The organism is Bacillus sp. MYb78 (genome assembly GCF_002975115.1).
Classification (GTDB): Bacteria; Bacillota; Bacilli; order Bacillales; family Bacillaceae_G; genus Bacillus_A; species Bacillus_A cereus.
The window spans coordinates 229,007-245,295 of record NZ_PCOB01000002.1 but is presented as its reverse complement, the minus strand read 5'-3'; the positions used below and the strand labels follow the sequence as shown (position 1 = coordinate 245,295).

Genomic DNA, 16,289 nt, shown 5'->3' with positions numbered 1-16,289 from the left:
CAAGTTCTCGCTCCAATTACAACTAAAATGAATTGAAACAGAGTTTTCAAAATTCTGTAACGTTTCTGGCAAGCACGTTACCAAAATTTGTTTTATAATTAAGTTGTAAACAGTTATAAAACAGATTGGGAGGAATTTACTATGAATAATACATATACAAATATTTTAATCGCGGTGGATGGTTCTAAAGAAGCAGAAAAAGCCTTTAAAAAAGCAATTCAAGTCGCAAAGCGCAACAATGCAACATTAACAATCGCTCATATCGTTGATGTAAAAGCGTACTCAGCAGTAGAGGCTTATAGCCGTGCAATTGCTGAACGTGCAAATCTATTTGCAGAAGACTTATTAGAAGACTACAAAAAAACTGCGCTTGAAGCTGGTCTTGAAAAAATTGAAACTGTATTAGAATTTGGTAATCCTAAATCTAAAATTTCAAAAGAAATCGCTCCAAACCATAAAGTAGATTTAATTATGTGTGGTGCAACTGGTTTAAATGCTGTTGAACGTTTCCTAATTGGTAGCGTCTCTGAACATATTATTCGCTATGCGAAATGCGATGTCCTTGTTGTTCGTGGTGATGAGGAGCAAGGTGAGCTTTAATTTATAGATAAAACACCAAGTCCACATAGGCTTGGTGTTTTTCATTTTATCAACTTCACTATAAACACAAAACATGCTACGACAACAACGGTAATTGCCAATACATAAGGCGGCAGAAACTTCAAAGACCATAATGCCATCATGATTGTCGCAACTGTTAAATACGTTTGCTTTGTATCTTCTGTCATTTTTTTACGAAGTAAGAAGACGGACAAATAGCCAATTGGCGGCGTAATGAAGCAAAGAACATATATGATTTTTGATTTTAAATACCATTTTTGTTCTCCAAGTTTCTTTATATCCCCTTCTATTCTCTTATGCTCTTGTTCTTTCGCTTCTTCTACAAGCGGATTTTCCTCTTCTCCTCGCTTTTCTTTCATATAAGGAAGAAAGTGCATAAAAAAATAGTATGCGAATACGAACGCTCCAAATCCAATATTTAATCTTTCTAATGGAATATGCTCACTAAAAAAAGCAGCAGTAAGCACTAAAGACAAACAGTACGTCATCATCCAAAATGAACGTTTTCTCTTTTTCCGTTCCATTTCTTTTTTACCTTGTATATCTTTTCTTTTCGAAAGCCATATAGAAATAAAGCAATCTACTACAAATAGAGAAAAGATAAATATCGCAACATGTACTGTTTCTACATTTCCAAATGAAAATACGTTTGGGAATGCAACATGCAATACAATTAGCGTGTACAAAATTAGCCCTATAAAATAAATACGTCTCATTTCTCATCCCTTTCTTATTTCCTAACATTACGTTAACATACATTTTTTAGAAATAGACGGACAAAATATATATGTGTAAAAAAGGAGGATGCTATATGGATGATTCTGAACGCATTATTTTAGACGTAAACGGAAAAGAAATTGAAATGCTAGATACAATTCGCACTCATTTTAAAGAAAAACATGGCGTTGAACTAAGTAATGGTGCATTACTTCGTGATTTGATGGATATTGAGTATATTCGAATTACAGAAGATCGACATAAGTATAATTAAAAGAAAACGACTGCAGGCGAATGCCATCAGTCGTTTTCTTTCTTTATTTAAGCTCTTGATGCTTCCCGCCCATACCACCTGGCTCATTACTATCTTGGTGTACAGTTAGTTTATTTGTTTTCGCATCTTTTAAAACTCTATATGTATATGATTCATTTGGTTCATCTTTAAACTGCACATTCATACCATACGAATCCATTTTGCTATAAAAGGCCGGTTTTATATATAAAATATCACTTTCTTTATATCCTTTATCTTGCAAATGCCACATCGTTACGATAACCGCTTCTTCTCGCTTTTCTTTTTCACCAACATACATATATTTGTCCAAAAGAAACACTTTAGCATTTGCAATTAAACTAATTACCAGTACAATGATAAACACTATTTTTTTCATAGACTTCCCCTAAATCGTTATTTTTTACTATATTGTAATTTAAATATTAGTAAAAAACAAAGTACGCCAGACTTTACTAGACTGGCGTACTTCCCAACTCAATTCTTAATAAATTCTTTCGTTAACCCCTTCGCCTTCTCCAAAGCGTTTTTGATTTGTTCAAATCCTGTTCCACCAGCACTATTACGACGCTTTACAGCCGCATATGGTGAAAGAACTTCATACAAATCTTCTTCAAATAAAGAGCTCATTTCTTGATATGTTTCAAGCGGGACATCTAATAAATAAATTCCTTTTTGTGTGCAATGTAGCACTAACTTCCCAACAATTTCATGAGCTTGACGGAATGGTAGTCCTTTGTTTGCTAAGTAGTCGGCAATTTCTGTTGCGTTGGAGAAATCTTGCGTCACAGCTTGCCCCATTTTTTCTTTGTTTACAGTCATCGTTTCAAGCATGCCCGCCATAATATGAAGGCATCCTTCTACTGTTTTGACTGTATCAAACATTCCTTCTTTATCTTCTTGTAAGTCTTTATTGTAAGCGAGTGGTAATCCTTTCATTACTGTAAGTAAACTGAATAAATTACCGTATACTCTGCCTGTTTTACCACGGATTAGTTCCGCCATATCCGGATTTTTCTTTTGCGGCATAATGCTGCTTCCTGTCGCGTATTGATCGCTCATTTCAATAAATTGAAACTCTTGGCTACTCCATAAAATAAGTTCTTCACAAAAGCGTGATAAGTGCATCATAAGCATAGATGAGTTACTTAAAAACTCCAGTATGAAATCACGATCACTTACTGCATCTAAACTATTTTCATAGATTCCATTAAACCCAAGAAGTTCCGCACTATATTCTCGGTCGATCGGGAATGTCGTCCCAGCTAGCGCTCCTGCTCCTAATGGGGAGATATTAATACGCTTTAATGAATCTTCATAACGATTCACATCACGCTCTAACATCCAAAAGTAAGCAAGAATATGATGAGCAAATGAAATCGGCTGGGCACGCTGTAAATGCGTATAGCCAGGCATAATTGTCTCAATGTTATTTTCTGCTTGATGAACAAGAACAGTTTGCAATTGTTTTGTAGCTTTTATAATATGTTCTACCTTTTCTTTTAAATACAAATGCATATCTGTCGCCACTTGATCGTTACGACTTCGGCCTGTATGAAGTTTCCCTCCTACTTCACCGATTTTTTCAATTAACATCTTTTCAATATTTAAATGAATATCTTCAGCTTCAACCGAAAAATGTAATTTATTTTGTTTCGCTTCTTCTAATAAATATTGAAGACCTATCTTTATTTTCTCTGCCTCTTCTTTCGTAACGATGCCTTGCTTTGCTAGCATCGTTACGTGTGCAATACTTCCGTTTATATCTTGATTTACTAATTGTTGATCGAAGGAGATGGATGCTCCAAACTCTTCAACCCACGCTTCCGCTTCTTCCGTAAATCGTCCGCCCCAAAGTTTGCTCACGCTTCCACCTTCTTTTGATTCACTTGGCTGTATACTTTCGTCGGTAAACCGAATAATGAAATGAATCCAACTGCTGCATCATGATTAAATTCATCTTGAGCAGTATATGTTGCTAATTTTTCATCGTATAAAGAGTATTCAGATTTACGTCCTTCTACAATCGCATGACCTTTAAATAATTTCACACGCACTGTACCTGTTACATTCTTTTGCGTTTCTTGTAAAAATGCATGAAGCGCTTGTTTTAAAGGTGAGAACCATAAACCGTTATAAATAAGTTCTGTTATTTTCTGTTCAATCACTGGTTTAAAATGCGCTACTTCTTTTACGTGTGTTAAATCTTCCAACTCTTTATGCGCGGTGATTAACGTCATTGCTGCTGGGCATTCGTATACTTCACGAGATTTAATACCGACAAGACGATTTTCTACGTGATCAATACGTCCAACGCCGTGTTTTCCAGCAAGCGCATTTAACGTTTTAATTAATTCTGAAAGTGAATATGCAGTACCATTTAAAGTAGTCGGTACGCCTGCTTCAAATCCGATTTCTACAAACTCTGGTTTATTCGGTGTATCTTCTAATGCCAATGTCATCTCATATGCATCTTCTGGCGGCGCTGCCCATGGATCTTCTAAAATTCCACATTCGTTGCTGCGTCCCCATAAGTTTTGATCGATTGAAAACGGGCTATCTAAATTAATCGGAATTGGTACATCGTTTTCTTTTGCATATGCAATTTCTTCTTCACGTGACCATTTCCATTCACGTACAGGCGCAATCACTTCTAAGTAAGGATTTAATGCTTGGATAGAAACTTCAAAACGAACTTGGTCATTTCCTTTCCCTGTACATCCGTGTGCAACTGCAGTTGCGCCTTCTTGTTCTGCGATTTCCACTAATTTCTTCGCAATAAGCGGACGAGATAATGCAGAGACAAGAGGGTATTTCCCTTCGTATAATGTGTGTGCTTGCATCGCCATCAATGCATATTCATTCGCAAATTCTTCTTGGACATCCACCATATATGATTTAATTGCACCAACTGAAAGCGCCTTTTCTTTCACAAACCCTAAGTCTTTCCCTTCCCCTAAGTCTAAACAAAGCGCGATAATATCATAATTCTTCTCTTGTAACCATTTAATTGCAACGGAAGTATCAAGACCTCCGGAATATGCTAATACAACTTTTTTCTTCTCCATTTTGCATCCCCCTAAAGAATAAATATTCATTTTCTTTTATAATAATTCACACTTTACCACCTTTCACAAAATGTATCAAGAGTCATTTTCAAATTTTTTCAAACAATTTCGTCGAACTTCTTTCTGTTTTTCTGTACAATATAAGCAGGAAAACGGGGGTGAACTTATGGAAAAGTATTTCTTATACGATGAACATCTAGGAATTGAAATTCCGCATTTACAAGAAGACTGGGAAGAAATCCCCGAAAAAATGCAACATGCTATTTTACTAAGATGGGAACAAGTTCGCGGGAAAATTCCTGATCGTATAAAAGAACTTGAGCACTATATTAATACAAAACAACATTATTTAAATAACGAAGAAGACTTCGAAGTTTCTTGTAAACTAAATTCAGAAATTGCCGATCTTGCTTCCATCATTAATGACCTTTGGCTTTGGTATCGACTCACTCAAAATGTATCTGAGGGGAAAGCACACCAATGAAAAAAGCATGCCCCTCAATTACTTTGGGTCATGCTTTTTTGTCGTAACATGATTTACAATATATTTCTTGTGCTGTTTTCGCCAAACATACATCGAATGGACCAACTAATATACTTCTTTCTTTCGGCAACTTTACAAAAGCAACAAGCTCTTCTTCATATTGAATTTTTTTCTGACATGAAATGCATATTAACTCTTTTCTTTTGAACATGTCTTTTAGCATACCTTCACTCTCCCCTTCATCTATCTATATTAATATACTCTCATAATAGTTAATATTTGTAAAAAATGACACATTCCAAATCGAATGATTCATATACTATGTACAAAAGGAGGTCTAAAGCTTATGCGTGCTTTCGTTATTATTGCTTTAACTTTTTTAAGTGTGATTAGTTGGGATGCGTTTTTTAAAGATAAAAATGATGAAAAGAACACAACGGAATAAAACCTTTTTTTCTTACTTATTGGACAAACCGTTATAAACTGTCCAATCCTCCGAAATAACTTAGGCTTTTCTACAAAAATATTTAAACATAACATTTTTTGTAGATTCCCTCCGTTTATTGTCGGTTTCCATCCGCATACATTTTTTAAAAGTATGATATAATAGTATAAATCTTGAAGGAAGGGATTTTGATATCATGATCGCTCGAAGGAGCATGTGGCATCGTATTGACGAATCATACACGTAGCGTATTTTTTAGCTCAGATACTTTAGTCTAGCGAAAAAAATACGAGAGTGGGGAAATTATGATTGCCCGAAGGATAATTTGGCAAAAAAAAGACTCTTCTTACACATAGCGTTTTGTTTAGGACTTAATTGTTACTAACTAAACAAAACAAAGAAGAGCAGGATTGCTAAATGACGAATCCTACTCCACGTTTTGTTTAGTCGTTTTAAGACTTAAACTAAAACGAAGGTAGGGAGAATTGATGGACGAGAGGATTATTCGTTATTTCTTCAGCGACATATAGCGTAGTTAGTTTTTTCGTAAACTAACTGAAAGCTACATGTGAGCTCGTAGTTAGTTTACAACACAAAAAGGACTACTAACTACGGAAAGAAGGAATAACGATGAGGAACATCCAAAGTCGGCAAATTATTAAAGAAATTTTTATGGTTTTAATCGGTTCATTTATTTTAGCAGCAGCGCTATATCACATTCACTTCCAAAACCACTTAACAGAAGGTGGCTTTGTAGGAATTGCACTATTCATTCAAAACTTTTATGATATTTCACCATCTATTTCAACTGTATTAATGGATATCCCAATTATTTTACTGTGTGCTTCATTTTTAGGTAGAAAAATGGTTGGCTACTCATTCTTAGGTTCAATTTCATTCGGAGTATTTTATTCCTTTATGGAAAATTATTCTCCATTTACGGTAGATTTATCAAATAACTTATTTATAGCTGCAGTAGTTGGCGGTGCGTTAGCTGGTATTGGACTCGGTTTTATATTGCGATTTGGCGGTGCAACCGGTGGAGACGATATTTTAACAATTGTATTAAGTAAACGAACTCGTTTTACAATTGGGCAAATTTTCTTCGTCTTTGACGCGATTGTTCTTGCGCTTTCATTATATTATTTAAATTGGACAGAAATTGCTTTTACTATTCTTTCGATTGCCGTACAGGCAAAAACATTGGATTTAATTTATTATCCAAAAACAGAAAAAACAGCAGAAAAGCAGCCAGTATCTGTTCCAATGTCCAAAAAACATGCAACAAATTAAAAAAGCGAAAGGCTTCGGCCTCTCGCTTTTTTTTATGCTCTTTTTTCTTTCTCGACTATATGGCGCACTTGATAAAATCTATTTGCAAATTCAGTAACGTTTCTTGTTAAACGATAATTCACTGTAGATCCAATTGCCATTCCAATTACCGGAATACCTTGGAATAATTTACGACGAAGAGCATAAATCGAAAATGTCTTCAAAATTTGTTTTAACACAACTTCAGTAGAAGCTGTTTGTAACACTGCTTCGTCTCCTTCATAAAAGAACGAATCTTCTTGTTCCAGCTCTTGCAATAAATTGTACCATGCGTATTGCTGAAGTCTTCCTGGTAGTAATGACGCGTGAAACACCTTTAACGCAAGCATCATTTCATATGGCTTGTTCACATCATGTCCAAATGATGTTGCAATAAGTTGGACCGCCTTCACATTTAACGCGATCATAACCGGAAAATCCGCCGTTAATAATAATAAACCTCCAGCACCTGTCGCCCCGCCTTGCACAAATGAATATAGACGATGACGTGCTGTTTGCTGCTCTGCTATGTATGTTAACTGATCAATAGATAATGCTTTCAAATCTTCAAGCTGTTCAATCGATTCATCAAATAATCTCGATGTTCCTAAAATCCGATTACGTGCGTCTAACTGTGCTTGTGAACTTTGAATAAATGCATGCAAATGAAAGAGCCATCCATCTGCTTTCGTGAAGAATTCTTTTCGCTTTTTCTCAGGTAATTTCGCAACTGTAGTATGTAACCATTTATCAAACACTTTCTGAAAATCGGTCGCTTCTTGCTCAACTAATTGCGCTTCCCATTCTTTTATATTGTCTAAAATGGCTTGTTCTCGCTTCGATCGCATCGTAACAACCACCTCGTTCGATTTTTTTCTATTGTAACATATTTCTGCTTATTCTTTACAAATATGCTTGTATATCTCTTTTCACATACCCTTTATGAGTGACATAAAATAATAGCAAAAAGGATGAGATACTTCACATGAATCTATCCAATCTAAAACAAAACTATAACGCAGTATTCAGCTTAGGACAAAACTGTTGGCCTGCTTGGGCATTATATCAATTAGAATTATCACCATTTTTTGGCGTTATTGATTTTATGCTAAGTCCTTCATTAACGAAAGTAAATTTATTATTACAAAATCGATTTGACCGTTTTTTAAATTTCGAAAATCTATCCTTCATCTCATTTTGGGATGATGATGCCAAATTAAGATTAAGGGACAACCTTTATCAAATTGACTCCTGTCATGACTTTAAAACAGATGTAAACACACCAACTTATTGGCCTTCTTATACAGAAATTAAGTTAAACTATGAACATCGAATTAATCGTTTTCTAACTACAATTGAAACGGCAGAATCCATATTGTTTATTCGAACTGGAGGAACATATGAAGAAGCATGTTCCCTAGAACAAATTTTATCTCAAATCGTTACACATACATTCTCTGTCCTATTACTAATTCCTGCCGATATACCAACTATCACCCAAGAAGATTGGGGATTACAACGTACTTGCGTTATGAAATGTCCTATTATGGATGTATACCAATACAATGAAGCATTTTGGAAAGACTTATTTGATGGAATTACAGTTAGACCACACACTTAAATACACGATACTTTTATCACACCATACATTATAATCGTCTTTATACAAAACAAATAAGGAGTGATTCTATATGTATCCACGTGCAAAAGCTTTCGGTCTTGCTGTACATCAAGATCGCCTTCTCGTACAAGAATATCATACAGAAGGCGAAACATATTATCGTCCTCTTGGCGGTTCCATTGAACTTGGTGAAAAATCAGCACATACTGTTATTCGGGAGTTTACAGAAGAGCTTCATACGGAGATAGAAATCATCAATTATTTAGGTTGTTTAGAAAATGTCTTTCATCTCGATGGAGACATTGGTCATGAAATCATTCAACTATATTCTTTGCGTTTATTAGACACGTCACTATATGAAATGAAAATATTAAATATACAAGATGAGGAAACAGTAGCGTATGCGAAATGGATTCCTATTACGGCATTCATTCAGAAAGAAAAAATATTATATCCAGATGGAGTTTTAAAATACATCCAAAAGAAAAAAGACGAAATCCTATAGGATCTCGTCTTTCTTTTCATATATTAACCAATATCTCCAAGACGTAGTACGTCACGAGCAATCATAACTTCTTCGTCAGTTGGAATTACGATAATTTTTACTGGAGAGTGTGGGAAGCTGATGAATGCTTCTTCACCGAATACGTTATTACGTTTTGCATCGAAGTATACGCCCATGTACTCAAGGCCTTCTAATACGCGCTCACGAATAATCGCACTGTTTTCACCTACACCAGCTGTGAAGATGATTGCGTCTACACCTTTCATACGAGCAGTGTAAGAACCGATGTATTTGTGGATACGGCTTACGAATACATCAAGTGCTACTTTCGCACGGTGGTCGCCTTCTTCTTCTTTCGCAATAATGTCACGTAGGTCACTAGAGTAACCAGTAAGACCTAACATACCACTCTTCTTGTTTAATACGTTAACTACTTCTTCTACTGTTTGGCCTGTTTTTTCCATGATGTATGGAATTAACGCAGGGTCAAGGTTACCAGAACGTGTACCCATTGTTACACCAGCAAGTGGAGTGAAGCCCATAGAAGTATCGATAGATTTACCGCCTTCTACTGCTGCGATACTTGCACCGTTACCTAAGTGACAAGAAAGTAAGCTTAAGCTTTCAATTGGACGACCTAATAATTCAGCCGCACGCTCAGTTACATATTTATGAGAAGTTCCGTGGAAACCGTATTTACGGATGCCGAATTTTTCATAGTACTCATATGGTAAGCTGTATAGGAATGCAGATTCCGGCATTGTTTGGTGGAATGCTGTATCGAATACTGCTACTGCTGGTACGTTTGGTAATACTTCTTGGAATGCTTTAATACCAACAACGTTTGCTGGGTTATGAAGTGGTGCCAAATCGCTTAATTCTTCGATATCAGCTAATACTTCATCAGTAATTAAAACAGAGTCAGCAAATTTTTCGCCGCCGTGAACGACACGGTGACCGATACCGCCAATCTCATCTAGAGATTTAACGATTCCGTTTTCAGTTAACTTTTTAAGAAGCATATTAACTGCTACTGCGTGATCTGGAATGTTTGTAATTTCTTTTTGTTTTTCGCCATCTACAGTAATAGTGAAGATACTATCTTCTAAACCGATACGTTCTACTAAACCTTTTGTTAATACTGTTTCACTTGGCATTTCAAATAATTGGAATTTTAAGGAAGAGCTTCCTGCGTTAATCGCGATGATTTTTGACATCTAGTCTTTCGCCCCTTTTTCTCTTGGTAGTTGTGTGGATGTTTCCACAAACCGCTCGATTTTATCTGATCAAATTCACCAAATATGAAAACGTTTCATCATTAGCAAATTTTATACTCACGATTTTAATTTAAACATCGTCCGACATATATTTCAAGTGAAAAAATTGTAACACCAAGAAAAAATATATATTACAGATTTCAAAAAAATTCAGTTAAATCTAGTATATATTTAAAAATATGACATATTATATAAAACTGTACTACATGAATCACTAATGCTGTTACATACACCCAGCTTTATTTGTGTGTTGCAAACCAAGTATTTAATTGATCCATAATGTTCTCCATCGCCTTCATGTTAGAGAATTTAGGCAACTCCACTAATAACGCCTGTTTTGGCATTGTTACATTAGCGCCTTTCTTTTGGAGAACAAATATACTTTTTGCATTTTTCTCGTTTTTAAACATGGAAACAGGAAGCTGTAATAACCCTTGAATAAAGCATGTTTCTTTAATAAATGCATGTAATTTTGGTGCCTGGTCACTTTCAAAAATGAAGTTTGGTACTAAGAAGAATAAGTACCCGCCCTCTTTCGTATGTTTCACACTTTGTTCAATAAATAAGTGATGAGCATACGACATTCCTTCATCTGCTTTTAATTTATATTCACTGGCACCGATTTCGTTTGGATAGTAACCAATCGGTAAGTCTGAAACGACTGCATCAACTGGATCGATATAAAGTGGTGCTAGTCCATCTTGATGGAAGAATTCGATTGCATGCTTTTGTAAATTTGCATTTACTAAAGCAAGTTTAATTAGCACTTCATCCACTTCTACACCAAATCCACTCATTGTTAGTCCTTCTTTGGCGCTATTAAACACTGTAGTCATTAAATTTCCTGTTCCAATTGCAGGATCTAAAACTGTAATTTCGTTTTGACCTTGCATAAATTTATGGAATAAGTAACTCATGAACATCCCAACTGCATCAGGCGTCATTTCATGATTCGCTTGTACGCCTTCTTTCATTCCTTTTAAGATGGCTAACTGAAATGCTTTACGAATTTCTTCACCTTTATATGTTTCTTCATTAAACGTACTATATTCACGATTCAGCCTTTCAATTGCTGATTCGGATAATTCCTCTTGTAAAATCGCTCCCTCAAACAAGTTATCACCTGTTTCTACAAGCGCCTCTAAATATGTCACATCTAATTCTTTACGTAAAACTACCGCAGAAGAATCAAAAATAGAAAATAATGTTTCCACTGTCTGACTCACGTACATTCCTCCTTCTCTCTTTTACACATAACTTATATCATACCACAAAGTGATTTTTTCCAAAAAGAAAAAGCGACCTCCTGTAAAGAGCTCCCTCTCAAGTTATATATGATATAACGTTTTTTCTCATATATCGGCACCGTTACGCAGCGATATATGAGAAAAAACGACCTCTTTATAAGAGGTCATTTCCTTCACATTACTTTGCAGATTTAGCTGCTTCTAATGCTGCTTCATAGTTTGGATGGCTTGTACCTTCGCCTACGTATTCTACGTAAACTACTTTGTCGTTGCTATCTACTACGAATACTGCACGAGCAAGTAAACGAAGTTCTTTCATTACTAAGCCGTAAGCTTCACCGAATGAAAGGTCACGGTGGTCAGAAAGTGTTACAACATTTTCTAAACCGTTTGCTGCACACCAGCGTTTTTGAGCGAATGGTAAATCAGCGCTAATTGTTAATACTTTTGCGTTTTCAATACCTGCTGCATCTTGGTTAAAACGACGTGTTTGTGCATCACACACACCTGTGTCGATTGAAGGTACAACACTAATTAATTTTACTTCGCCTTTGTATGTTTCTAAACTTACTGGAGATAAGTCGTTTGCTAATACTTGGAAGTTTGGCGCTTGATCGCCAACTTTAACTTCTGTTCCAACTAAAGTCATTGGATTACCTTTAAAAGTTACGTTTGCCACTTGAAAATCCTCCCTTATTTAAACAAAATATGTACAATGTAAATGATAGTTTGTCCCTATCGATAATGCAAATAAAATCGCTTTATTTACAAAAAAATAAAAGAAGCTAACCTATTGATTAGCTTCTTTATTCGTTAAATTTGAAATTCAGGATCATCTTCTTTTCGTTTATCCATCATTTCTTTCACTTTATCAACAGCTTGTGGCGCTAATTCAATTATTTTATCGATGACATGCGTTTGCTTATCTAAATGTAATACTTTCACACCATCTCCATTTATAACAAGAAAGGCAACAGGATTAATAGAAACTCCTCCTCCACTTCCTCCGCCAAATGGATGACGGCCTGAATGTTCTACCCTACCAAATTCACTTCCACCAGCAGCAAATCCGAAACTTACTTTCGAAACAGTAAGAATTACACTTCCATCTGCCGCTTTAATTGGGTCACCAACAATTGTATTTACATCAGTCATTTGTTTTAAATGCTGCATTGCGGTTGTCATTAAACCTTGAATTGGATGGTCCATTCTATATCCCCCCTATGCTTGAACAGATTTTTCTGTCATACCAGATTTTTGCTGCCTCATAAATATGAGCAATTTCACCGCTGTTTTTATAGTACGAAATATACGAAAAGATGCTGTTAACTCGCATCTCGATGCAAATCCTTTCCCTTGAAAAACAGGAGTAATTTCAAATTCTGGTACATCGACAATATGCATATATTGTCCGACAACTCCAGCAGCCATTCCTTTTGTCCCCCATGCATATCCAGTGACAATTCCAGTACTAGCTGCGTCGCCTGCTCCAATTTGCGTATGCCATTTCCAACCATTGATTTTCACTCGTTTGAGAAAATCTTTAACGATAGTATGAACTTTTTGAAGCCTTTTTATCAGTTCTCCAATACTGTCAAGTTGCGCCATAATTTTATTATCTAGTCCGCCGTCCTCTTCAGCTTTTTCGATTTTCTGTCCTGTTTTTTTCTGCTGTTTTTCAATTCTTTCCAATACATCAAATGTATATCGAATCATCCATATTTTCACTTGAAATAAACATTGCTTTTCCATTTCTGAATATAAAAATGTCACCTTAAGCGATATTTTCGACAATAGTATAAGCAAAATAAAAAGGAGAAGAATTATTATTCCAATTACGAGCCACTTCATACGTATCATCCTTTCACTCCGTACCCATTATCGACAACTTTATTCATCATTAAACAGAGTTCTATAAGATTGAATATAAAAATTTTTCTAAAAATAAAAAGGTATTTTGACAATTTGTATCGAAATATATTATTTGAACATATCATCAGGGAACGGACTCTAATGATATGTAGCACGAAAAACAGAAAATTTAACTGCAGTGGAGGGATACATAATGGCAGATCGTCGCAATTTATTTTTCTTTTATGGTGATGACAAAGCAACGCTCGTTGAAAAAATGAAACCAATCTATCGTATTTTAGAAGAGAATGGATTTACCATATTAGATCATCCAAAAAATGCAAACGCTATCGTCAGTGTTGGAGATGATGCAACCTTCTTACAAGCCGTTCGTAAAACTGGTTTTAGGGAAGATTGCTTATACGCAGGGATTTCTACGAAAGATGAAACTTCGTTCTACTGCGATTTCCACATTGATCACGTTGATACAGCCCTTCAAGAAATTACAAAAAATGAAATTGAAGTGCGAAAATATCCAACAATTCAGGTAGATGTAGATCACAGTACATCTTTCCATTGTTTAAATGAGTTCTCATTACGTTCTAGCATTATTAAAACATTCGTTGTAGATGTTCACGTTGATGATTTATATTTCGAAACATTTAGAGGAGACGGTTTAGTAGTTTCTACCCCAACAGGAAGTACTGCTTACAATAAATCATTGCATGGTGCAGTTGTTGACCCACTTATTCCATGTTTCCAAGTAAGCGAACTAGCATCTTTAAACAACAACACTTACCGTACGCTCGGTTCACCGTTCATTTTAAATCACGAACGTACATTAACTTTAAAACTAAGACCAGACGGTAACGATTATCCTGTTATCGGCATGGATAACGAAGCGCTTAGCATTAAACAAGTGGAAAAAGCTGTTGTACGCTTAAGCGATAAACAAATTAAAACAGTTAAATTAAAAAATAATTCGTTCTGGGAAAAAGTACAGAGAACGTTTTTATAGGATTAAAATAACCGCAGAATTATGGAATTCCATAATTCTGCGGTTATTTATTTACCCCGATTGACGCGAACAATAATCTCTTACTATCCGGCCGTTATTCTTGTCAGTTTTTGTCGGTAATTCGATATATTTTAATAATCGCTGATATATTTCGAGTTACGGTCGATATATTCCGAAAATCGCTGATATATTTTTACACATCTTTTCTATAGACAACTCGGCCATCTATTACAGTCATTTCTGCTTGTACTTCTTTTATTTCTTCTGCCTCAATTTCAAAAATATTGTGGTCTAATATTGTAAAGTCTGCTTCATATCCTTTTGTAATTTGCCCTCGTTTCGCTTCTTTTCCGATTGCATAGGCACTTCCTGTTGTAAATAAAGAAACAGCCTCATATACCGTTAATCTTTCCTCAGGCATATAGCATACACCGTCAATAAAACTTCTACGTGTAACAGCGCTATATATGCCTAGAAACGGATTTACTTGTTCAATAGGAGCATCTGAACCACCATTACAATGTAGTCCTGCTTCCAGTAATGTCTTCCAAGCATACGCATAACGAAGACGGTGTTCTCCCAGTTTTTCAATGACTGACGGAAAATCTGATGAAAGAAAGACTGGCTGTATATCGATAATAGCCGACAAGTTTTTCATTCTTTCAATCAACTCTTCACGAGCAAGCTGACAATGAATAATACGGTCACGTAACCCTTCTGCTGGTGGATATAATTCGAGTGCATCAATAACATATTCAAGCGACAAGTCACCGATAGTATGAATCGCAACTGGCATATGTAAGTCTCGTGCTTTCTTCACTAATTCTGCAAGTTCTTCACGCGTGAAAATTGCAACCCCATTCGTTTCCTTTGCATCTTCATACGGTTTACTTAATAATGCTGTTCTTCCTCCAAAAGAACCGTCAGAAAAAATTTTCATTGCTCCAAATTCAATATAATGTTCATTTTCATATTCTTTTCGTTCATGTGCTACTTCATGGTGAACGAGCAAATGTGCTTTAAATGGCATTTCTTTTATAACGTGAGAAAACGCATTATATGTTTTTCTAAAACCACCGTAGTAATTTAAATCTTCCGTATGCCCGCCTACAAGTCCATATTTCCAGCAATCTTTAATCGCTGTTTGCAAAGCTCTTTGTAAATACGCTTCATCAATTTCAGGCTGAACATGTTTAATTAATTCTTGTCCTTGTTCATATAAAAGTCCTGTTAACTTATTTGATGAATCCCTACCGATTTTCCCGCCTTTTGGATTTTGCGTCGCTTCTGTTATGTTCGCTTCTTGCAATATGTATGAATTCACCCATGTAACGTGACGACAAACTCGCTTTAATAAAATGGGGTGTTCTTTCGAAATTTCATCTAAATCACGCGCGTGAACATCTTTCGTATCTGTAAAGTTATTTTCATTCCATCCTTCTCCAATAATCCAAGAGCCCTTTGGAGCTTCTTTCACTCGCTTCTGAACAAGAGTAAGCACTTCACCATAAGATGTACAATTTGATAAATCTAGACGGAGTAATCTCTCTCCATGCCCAATAAGATGCATATGGCTATCAACGAGGCCTGGGATCATTGTTTTGCCTTTTAAATCGTGCAATGTAACCGCGGCATATTGGTTTTCTAACTCTTCTTTACTTCCAAAATCAACGATCGTACCGTTTTCAACGTAAACAGCGTCCACTTTTTCATTTTCTTCTCTCATTGTGTAAATGGTACCGCCATACCAAATTTCTCCCATATATCCCATCTCCTTTATTTTTTATTGTATAAAAAAAAGCACCATTTCAAAACATGGTGCTTTTCTAAAA

The 16,289-nt window shown here is 35.6% G+C and carries 19 protein-coding genes; 7 read left to right on the top strand and 12 right to left on the bottom strand.

The features are described from left to right. Window positions 1-141 precede the first annotated feature (141 nt). Window positions 142-600, top strand: a complete 459-nt coding sequence (locus CQ064_RS05210) for a universal stress protein (protein ID WP_001066673.1) — start codon at window positions 142-144, stop codon at window positions 598-600. Window positions 601-641: 41 nt separating this feature from the next. Here the strand turns inward: CQ064_RS05210 and CQ064_RS05205 are convergent, their stop codons facing one another. Then, window positions 642-1,337 (bottom strand): hypothetical protein, encoded by a 696-nt coding sequence (locus CQ064_RS05205; RefSeq protein ID WP_001252911.1) that lies wholly within the window; start codon window positions 1,335-1,337, stop codon window positions 642-644. A 95-nt stretch (window positions 1,338-1,432) separates the two neighbouring features. Between CQ064_RS05205 and CQ064_RS05200 the strand changes: the two genes are divergently transcribed. Continuing rightward, complete coding sequence (locus CQ064_RS05200; RefSeq protein ID WP_000342761.1) at window positions 1,433-1,612, top strand: hypothetical protein; 180 nt, start codon at window positions 1,433-1,435, stop codon at window positions 1,610-1,612. A 43-nt stretch (window positions 1,613-1,655) separates the two neighbouring features. Here CQ064_RS05200 and CQ064_RS05195 read toward each other — a convergent pair whose 3' ends face one another. From CQ064_RS05195 to CQ064_RS05185, 3 genes are all read right to left on the bottom strand, one after another. Continuing rightward, the gene (locus CQ064_RS05195) at window positions 1,656-2,009 is read right to left on the bottom strand and encodes a DUF3139 domain-containing protein (RefSeq protein WP_000724677.1); all 354 of its coding nucleotides are present in this window, start codon (window positions 2,007-2,009) and stop codon (window positions 1,656-1,658) included. 98 nt (window positions 2,010-2,107) lie between these two features. Continuing rightward, a complete protein-coding gene (gene argH / locus CQ064_RS05190) occupies window positions 2,108-3,496 on the bottom strand; it encodes an argininosuccinate lyase (protein ID WP_000041256.1) in 1,389 nt (462 codons plus the stop codon). Further along, window positions 3,493-4,698 (bottom strand): argininosuccinate synthase, encoded by a 1,206-nt coding sequence (locus tag CQ064_RS05185; protein WP_000412336.1) that lies wholly within the window; start codon window positions 4,696-4,698, stop codon window positions 3,493-3,495. Before CQ064_RS05185 ends, argH begins: the two co-directional genes overlap by 4 nt. Window positions 4,699-4,864: 166 nt before the next feature. On the opposite strand from CQ064_RS05185, the gene CQ064_RS05180 reads away from it, so the two are divergent. Then, window positions 4,865-5,182, top strand: coding sequence for a hypothetical protein (locus tag CQ064_RS05180; RefSeq protein ID WP_000417221.1), 318 nt, complete (start codon window positions 4,865-4,867; stop codon window positions 5,180-5,182). A gap of 28 nt (window positions 5,183-5,210) precedes the next feature. On the opposite strand, the gene CQ064_RS05175 is transcribed toward CQ064_RS05180, so the two are convergent. Further along, the gene (locus tag CQ064_RS05175) at window positions 5,211-5,405 is read right to left on the bottom strand and encodes a hypothetical protein (RefSeq protein WP_000910273.1); all 195 of its coding nucleotides are present in this window, start codon (window positions 5,403-5,405) and stop codon (window positions 5,211-5,213) included. Window positions 5,406-6,257: 852 nt separating this feature from the next. Here CQ064_RS05175 and CQ064_RS05170 point away from each other — a divergent pair. Continuing rightward, entirely contained in the window at window positions 6,258-6,920 is a 663-nt protein-coding gene (locus CQ064_RS05170; protein ID WP_001244515.1) for a YitT family protein, read from the top strand. A 32-nt stretch (window positions 6,921-6,952) separates the two neighbouring features. Here the strand turns inward: CQ064_RS05170 and CQ064_RS05165 are convergent, their stop codons facing one another. Continuing rightward, on the bottom strand, window positions 6,953-7,786 hold the full coding sequence (locus CQ064_RS05165; protein ID WP_001256853.1) for an EcsC family protein: 834 nt from the start codon (window positions 7,784-7,786) through the stop codon (window positions 6,953-6,955). A 137-nt stretch (window positions 7,787-7,923) separates the two neighbouring features. Between CQ064_RS05165 and CQ064_RS05160 the strand changes: the two genes are divergently transcribed. Together CQ064_RS05160 and CQ064_RS05155 are read left to right on the top strand one after the other, a co-directional pair. Further along, the gene (locus CQ064_RS05160; RefSeq protein ID WP_001054297.1) at window positions 7,924-8,559 is read left to right on the top strand and encodes a DUF1796 family putative cysteine peptidase; all 636 of its coding nucleotides are present in this window, start codon (window positions 7,924-7,926) and stop codon (window positions 8,557-8,559) included. 70 nt (window positions 8,560-8,629) lie between these two features. Beyond that, window positions 8,630-9,064, top strand: coding sequence for an NUDIX hydrolase (locus CQ064_RS05155; protein ID WP_000283497.1), 435 nt, complete (start codon window positions 8,630-8,632; stop codon window positions 9,062-9,064). Between the two features lie 23 nt (window positions 9,065-9,087). On the opposite strand, the gene ackA is transcribed toward CQ064_RS05155, so the two are convergent. From ackA to CQ064_RS05130, 5 genes are all read right to left on the bottom strand, one after another. After that, window positions 9,088-10,281, bottom strand: coding sequence for an acetate kinase (gene ackA / locus CQ064_RS05150; RefSeq protein WP_000034575.1), 1,194 nt, complete (start codon window positions 10,279-10,281; stop codon window positions 9,088-9,090). Between the two features lie 299 nt (window positions 10,282-10,580). Then, entirely contained in the window at window positions 10,581-11,567 is a 987-nt protein-coding gene (locus CQ064_RS05145) for a class I SAM-dependent methyltransferase (protein ID WP_000084363.1), read from the bottom strand. A 199-nt stretch (window positions 11,568-11,766) separates the two neighbouring features. Beyond that, the gene (gene tpx, locus CQ064_RS05140; RefSeq protein ID WP_000024527.1) at window positions 11,767-12,267 is read right to left on the bottom strand and encodes a thiol peroxidase; all 501 of its coding nucleotides are present in this window, start codon (window positions 12,265-12,267) and stop codon (window positions 11,767-11,769) included. A 134-nt stretch (window positions 12,268-12,401) separates the two neighbouring features. Next, the gene (gene ytfJ, locus CQ064_RS05135; RefSeq protein ID WP_000350007.1) at window positions 12,402-12,797 is read right to left on the bottom strand and encodes a GerW family sporulation protein; all 396 of its coding nucleotides are present in this window, start codon (window positions 12,795-12,797) and stop codon (window positions 12,402-12,404) included. 12 nt (window positions 12,798-12,809) lie between these two features. Then, the gene (locus tag CQ064_RS05130; protein WP_002094156.1) at window positions 12,810-13,448 is read right to left on the bottom strand and encodes a DUF2953 domain-containing protein; all 639 of its coding nucleotides are present in this window, start codon (window positions 13,446-13,448) and stop codon (window positions 12,810-12,812) included. Between the two features lie 205 nt (window positions 13,449-13,653). On the opposite strand from CQ064_RS05130, the gene CQ064_RS05125 reads away from it, so the two are divergent. Further along, on the top strand, window positions 13,654-14,457 hold the full coding sequence (locus CQ064_RS05125; protein WP_000785186.1) for an NAD kinase: 804 nt from the start codon (window positions 13,654-13,656) through the stop codon (window positions 14,455-14,457). A 193-nt stretch (window positions 14,458-14,650) separates the two neighbouring features. Here the strand turns inward: CQ064_RS05125 and CQ064_RS05120 are convergent, their stop codons facing one another. After that, on the bottom strand, window positions 14,651-16,219 hold the full coding sequence (locus CQ064_RS05120; RefSeq protein ID WP_000503998.1) for an amidohydrolase: 1,569 nt from the start codon (window positions 16,217-16,219) through the stop codon (window positions 14,651-14,653). Between the last annotated feature and the right edge of the window lie 70 nt (window positions 16,220-16,289).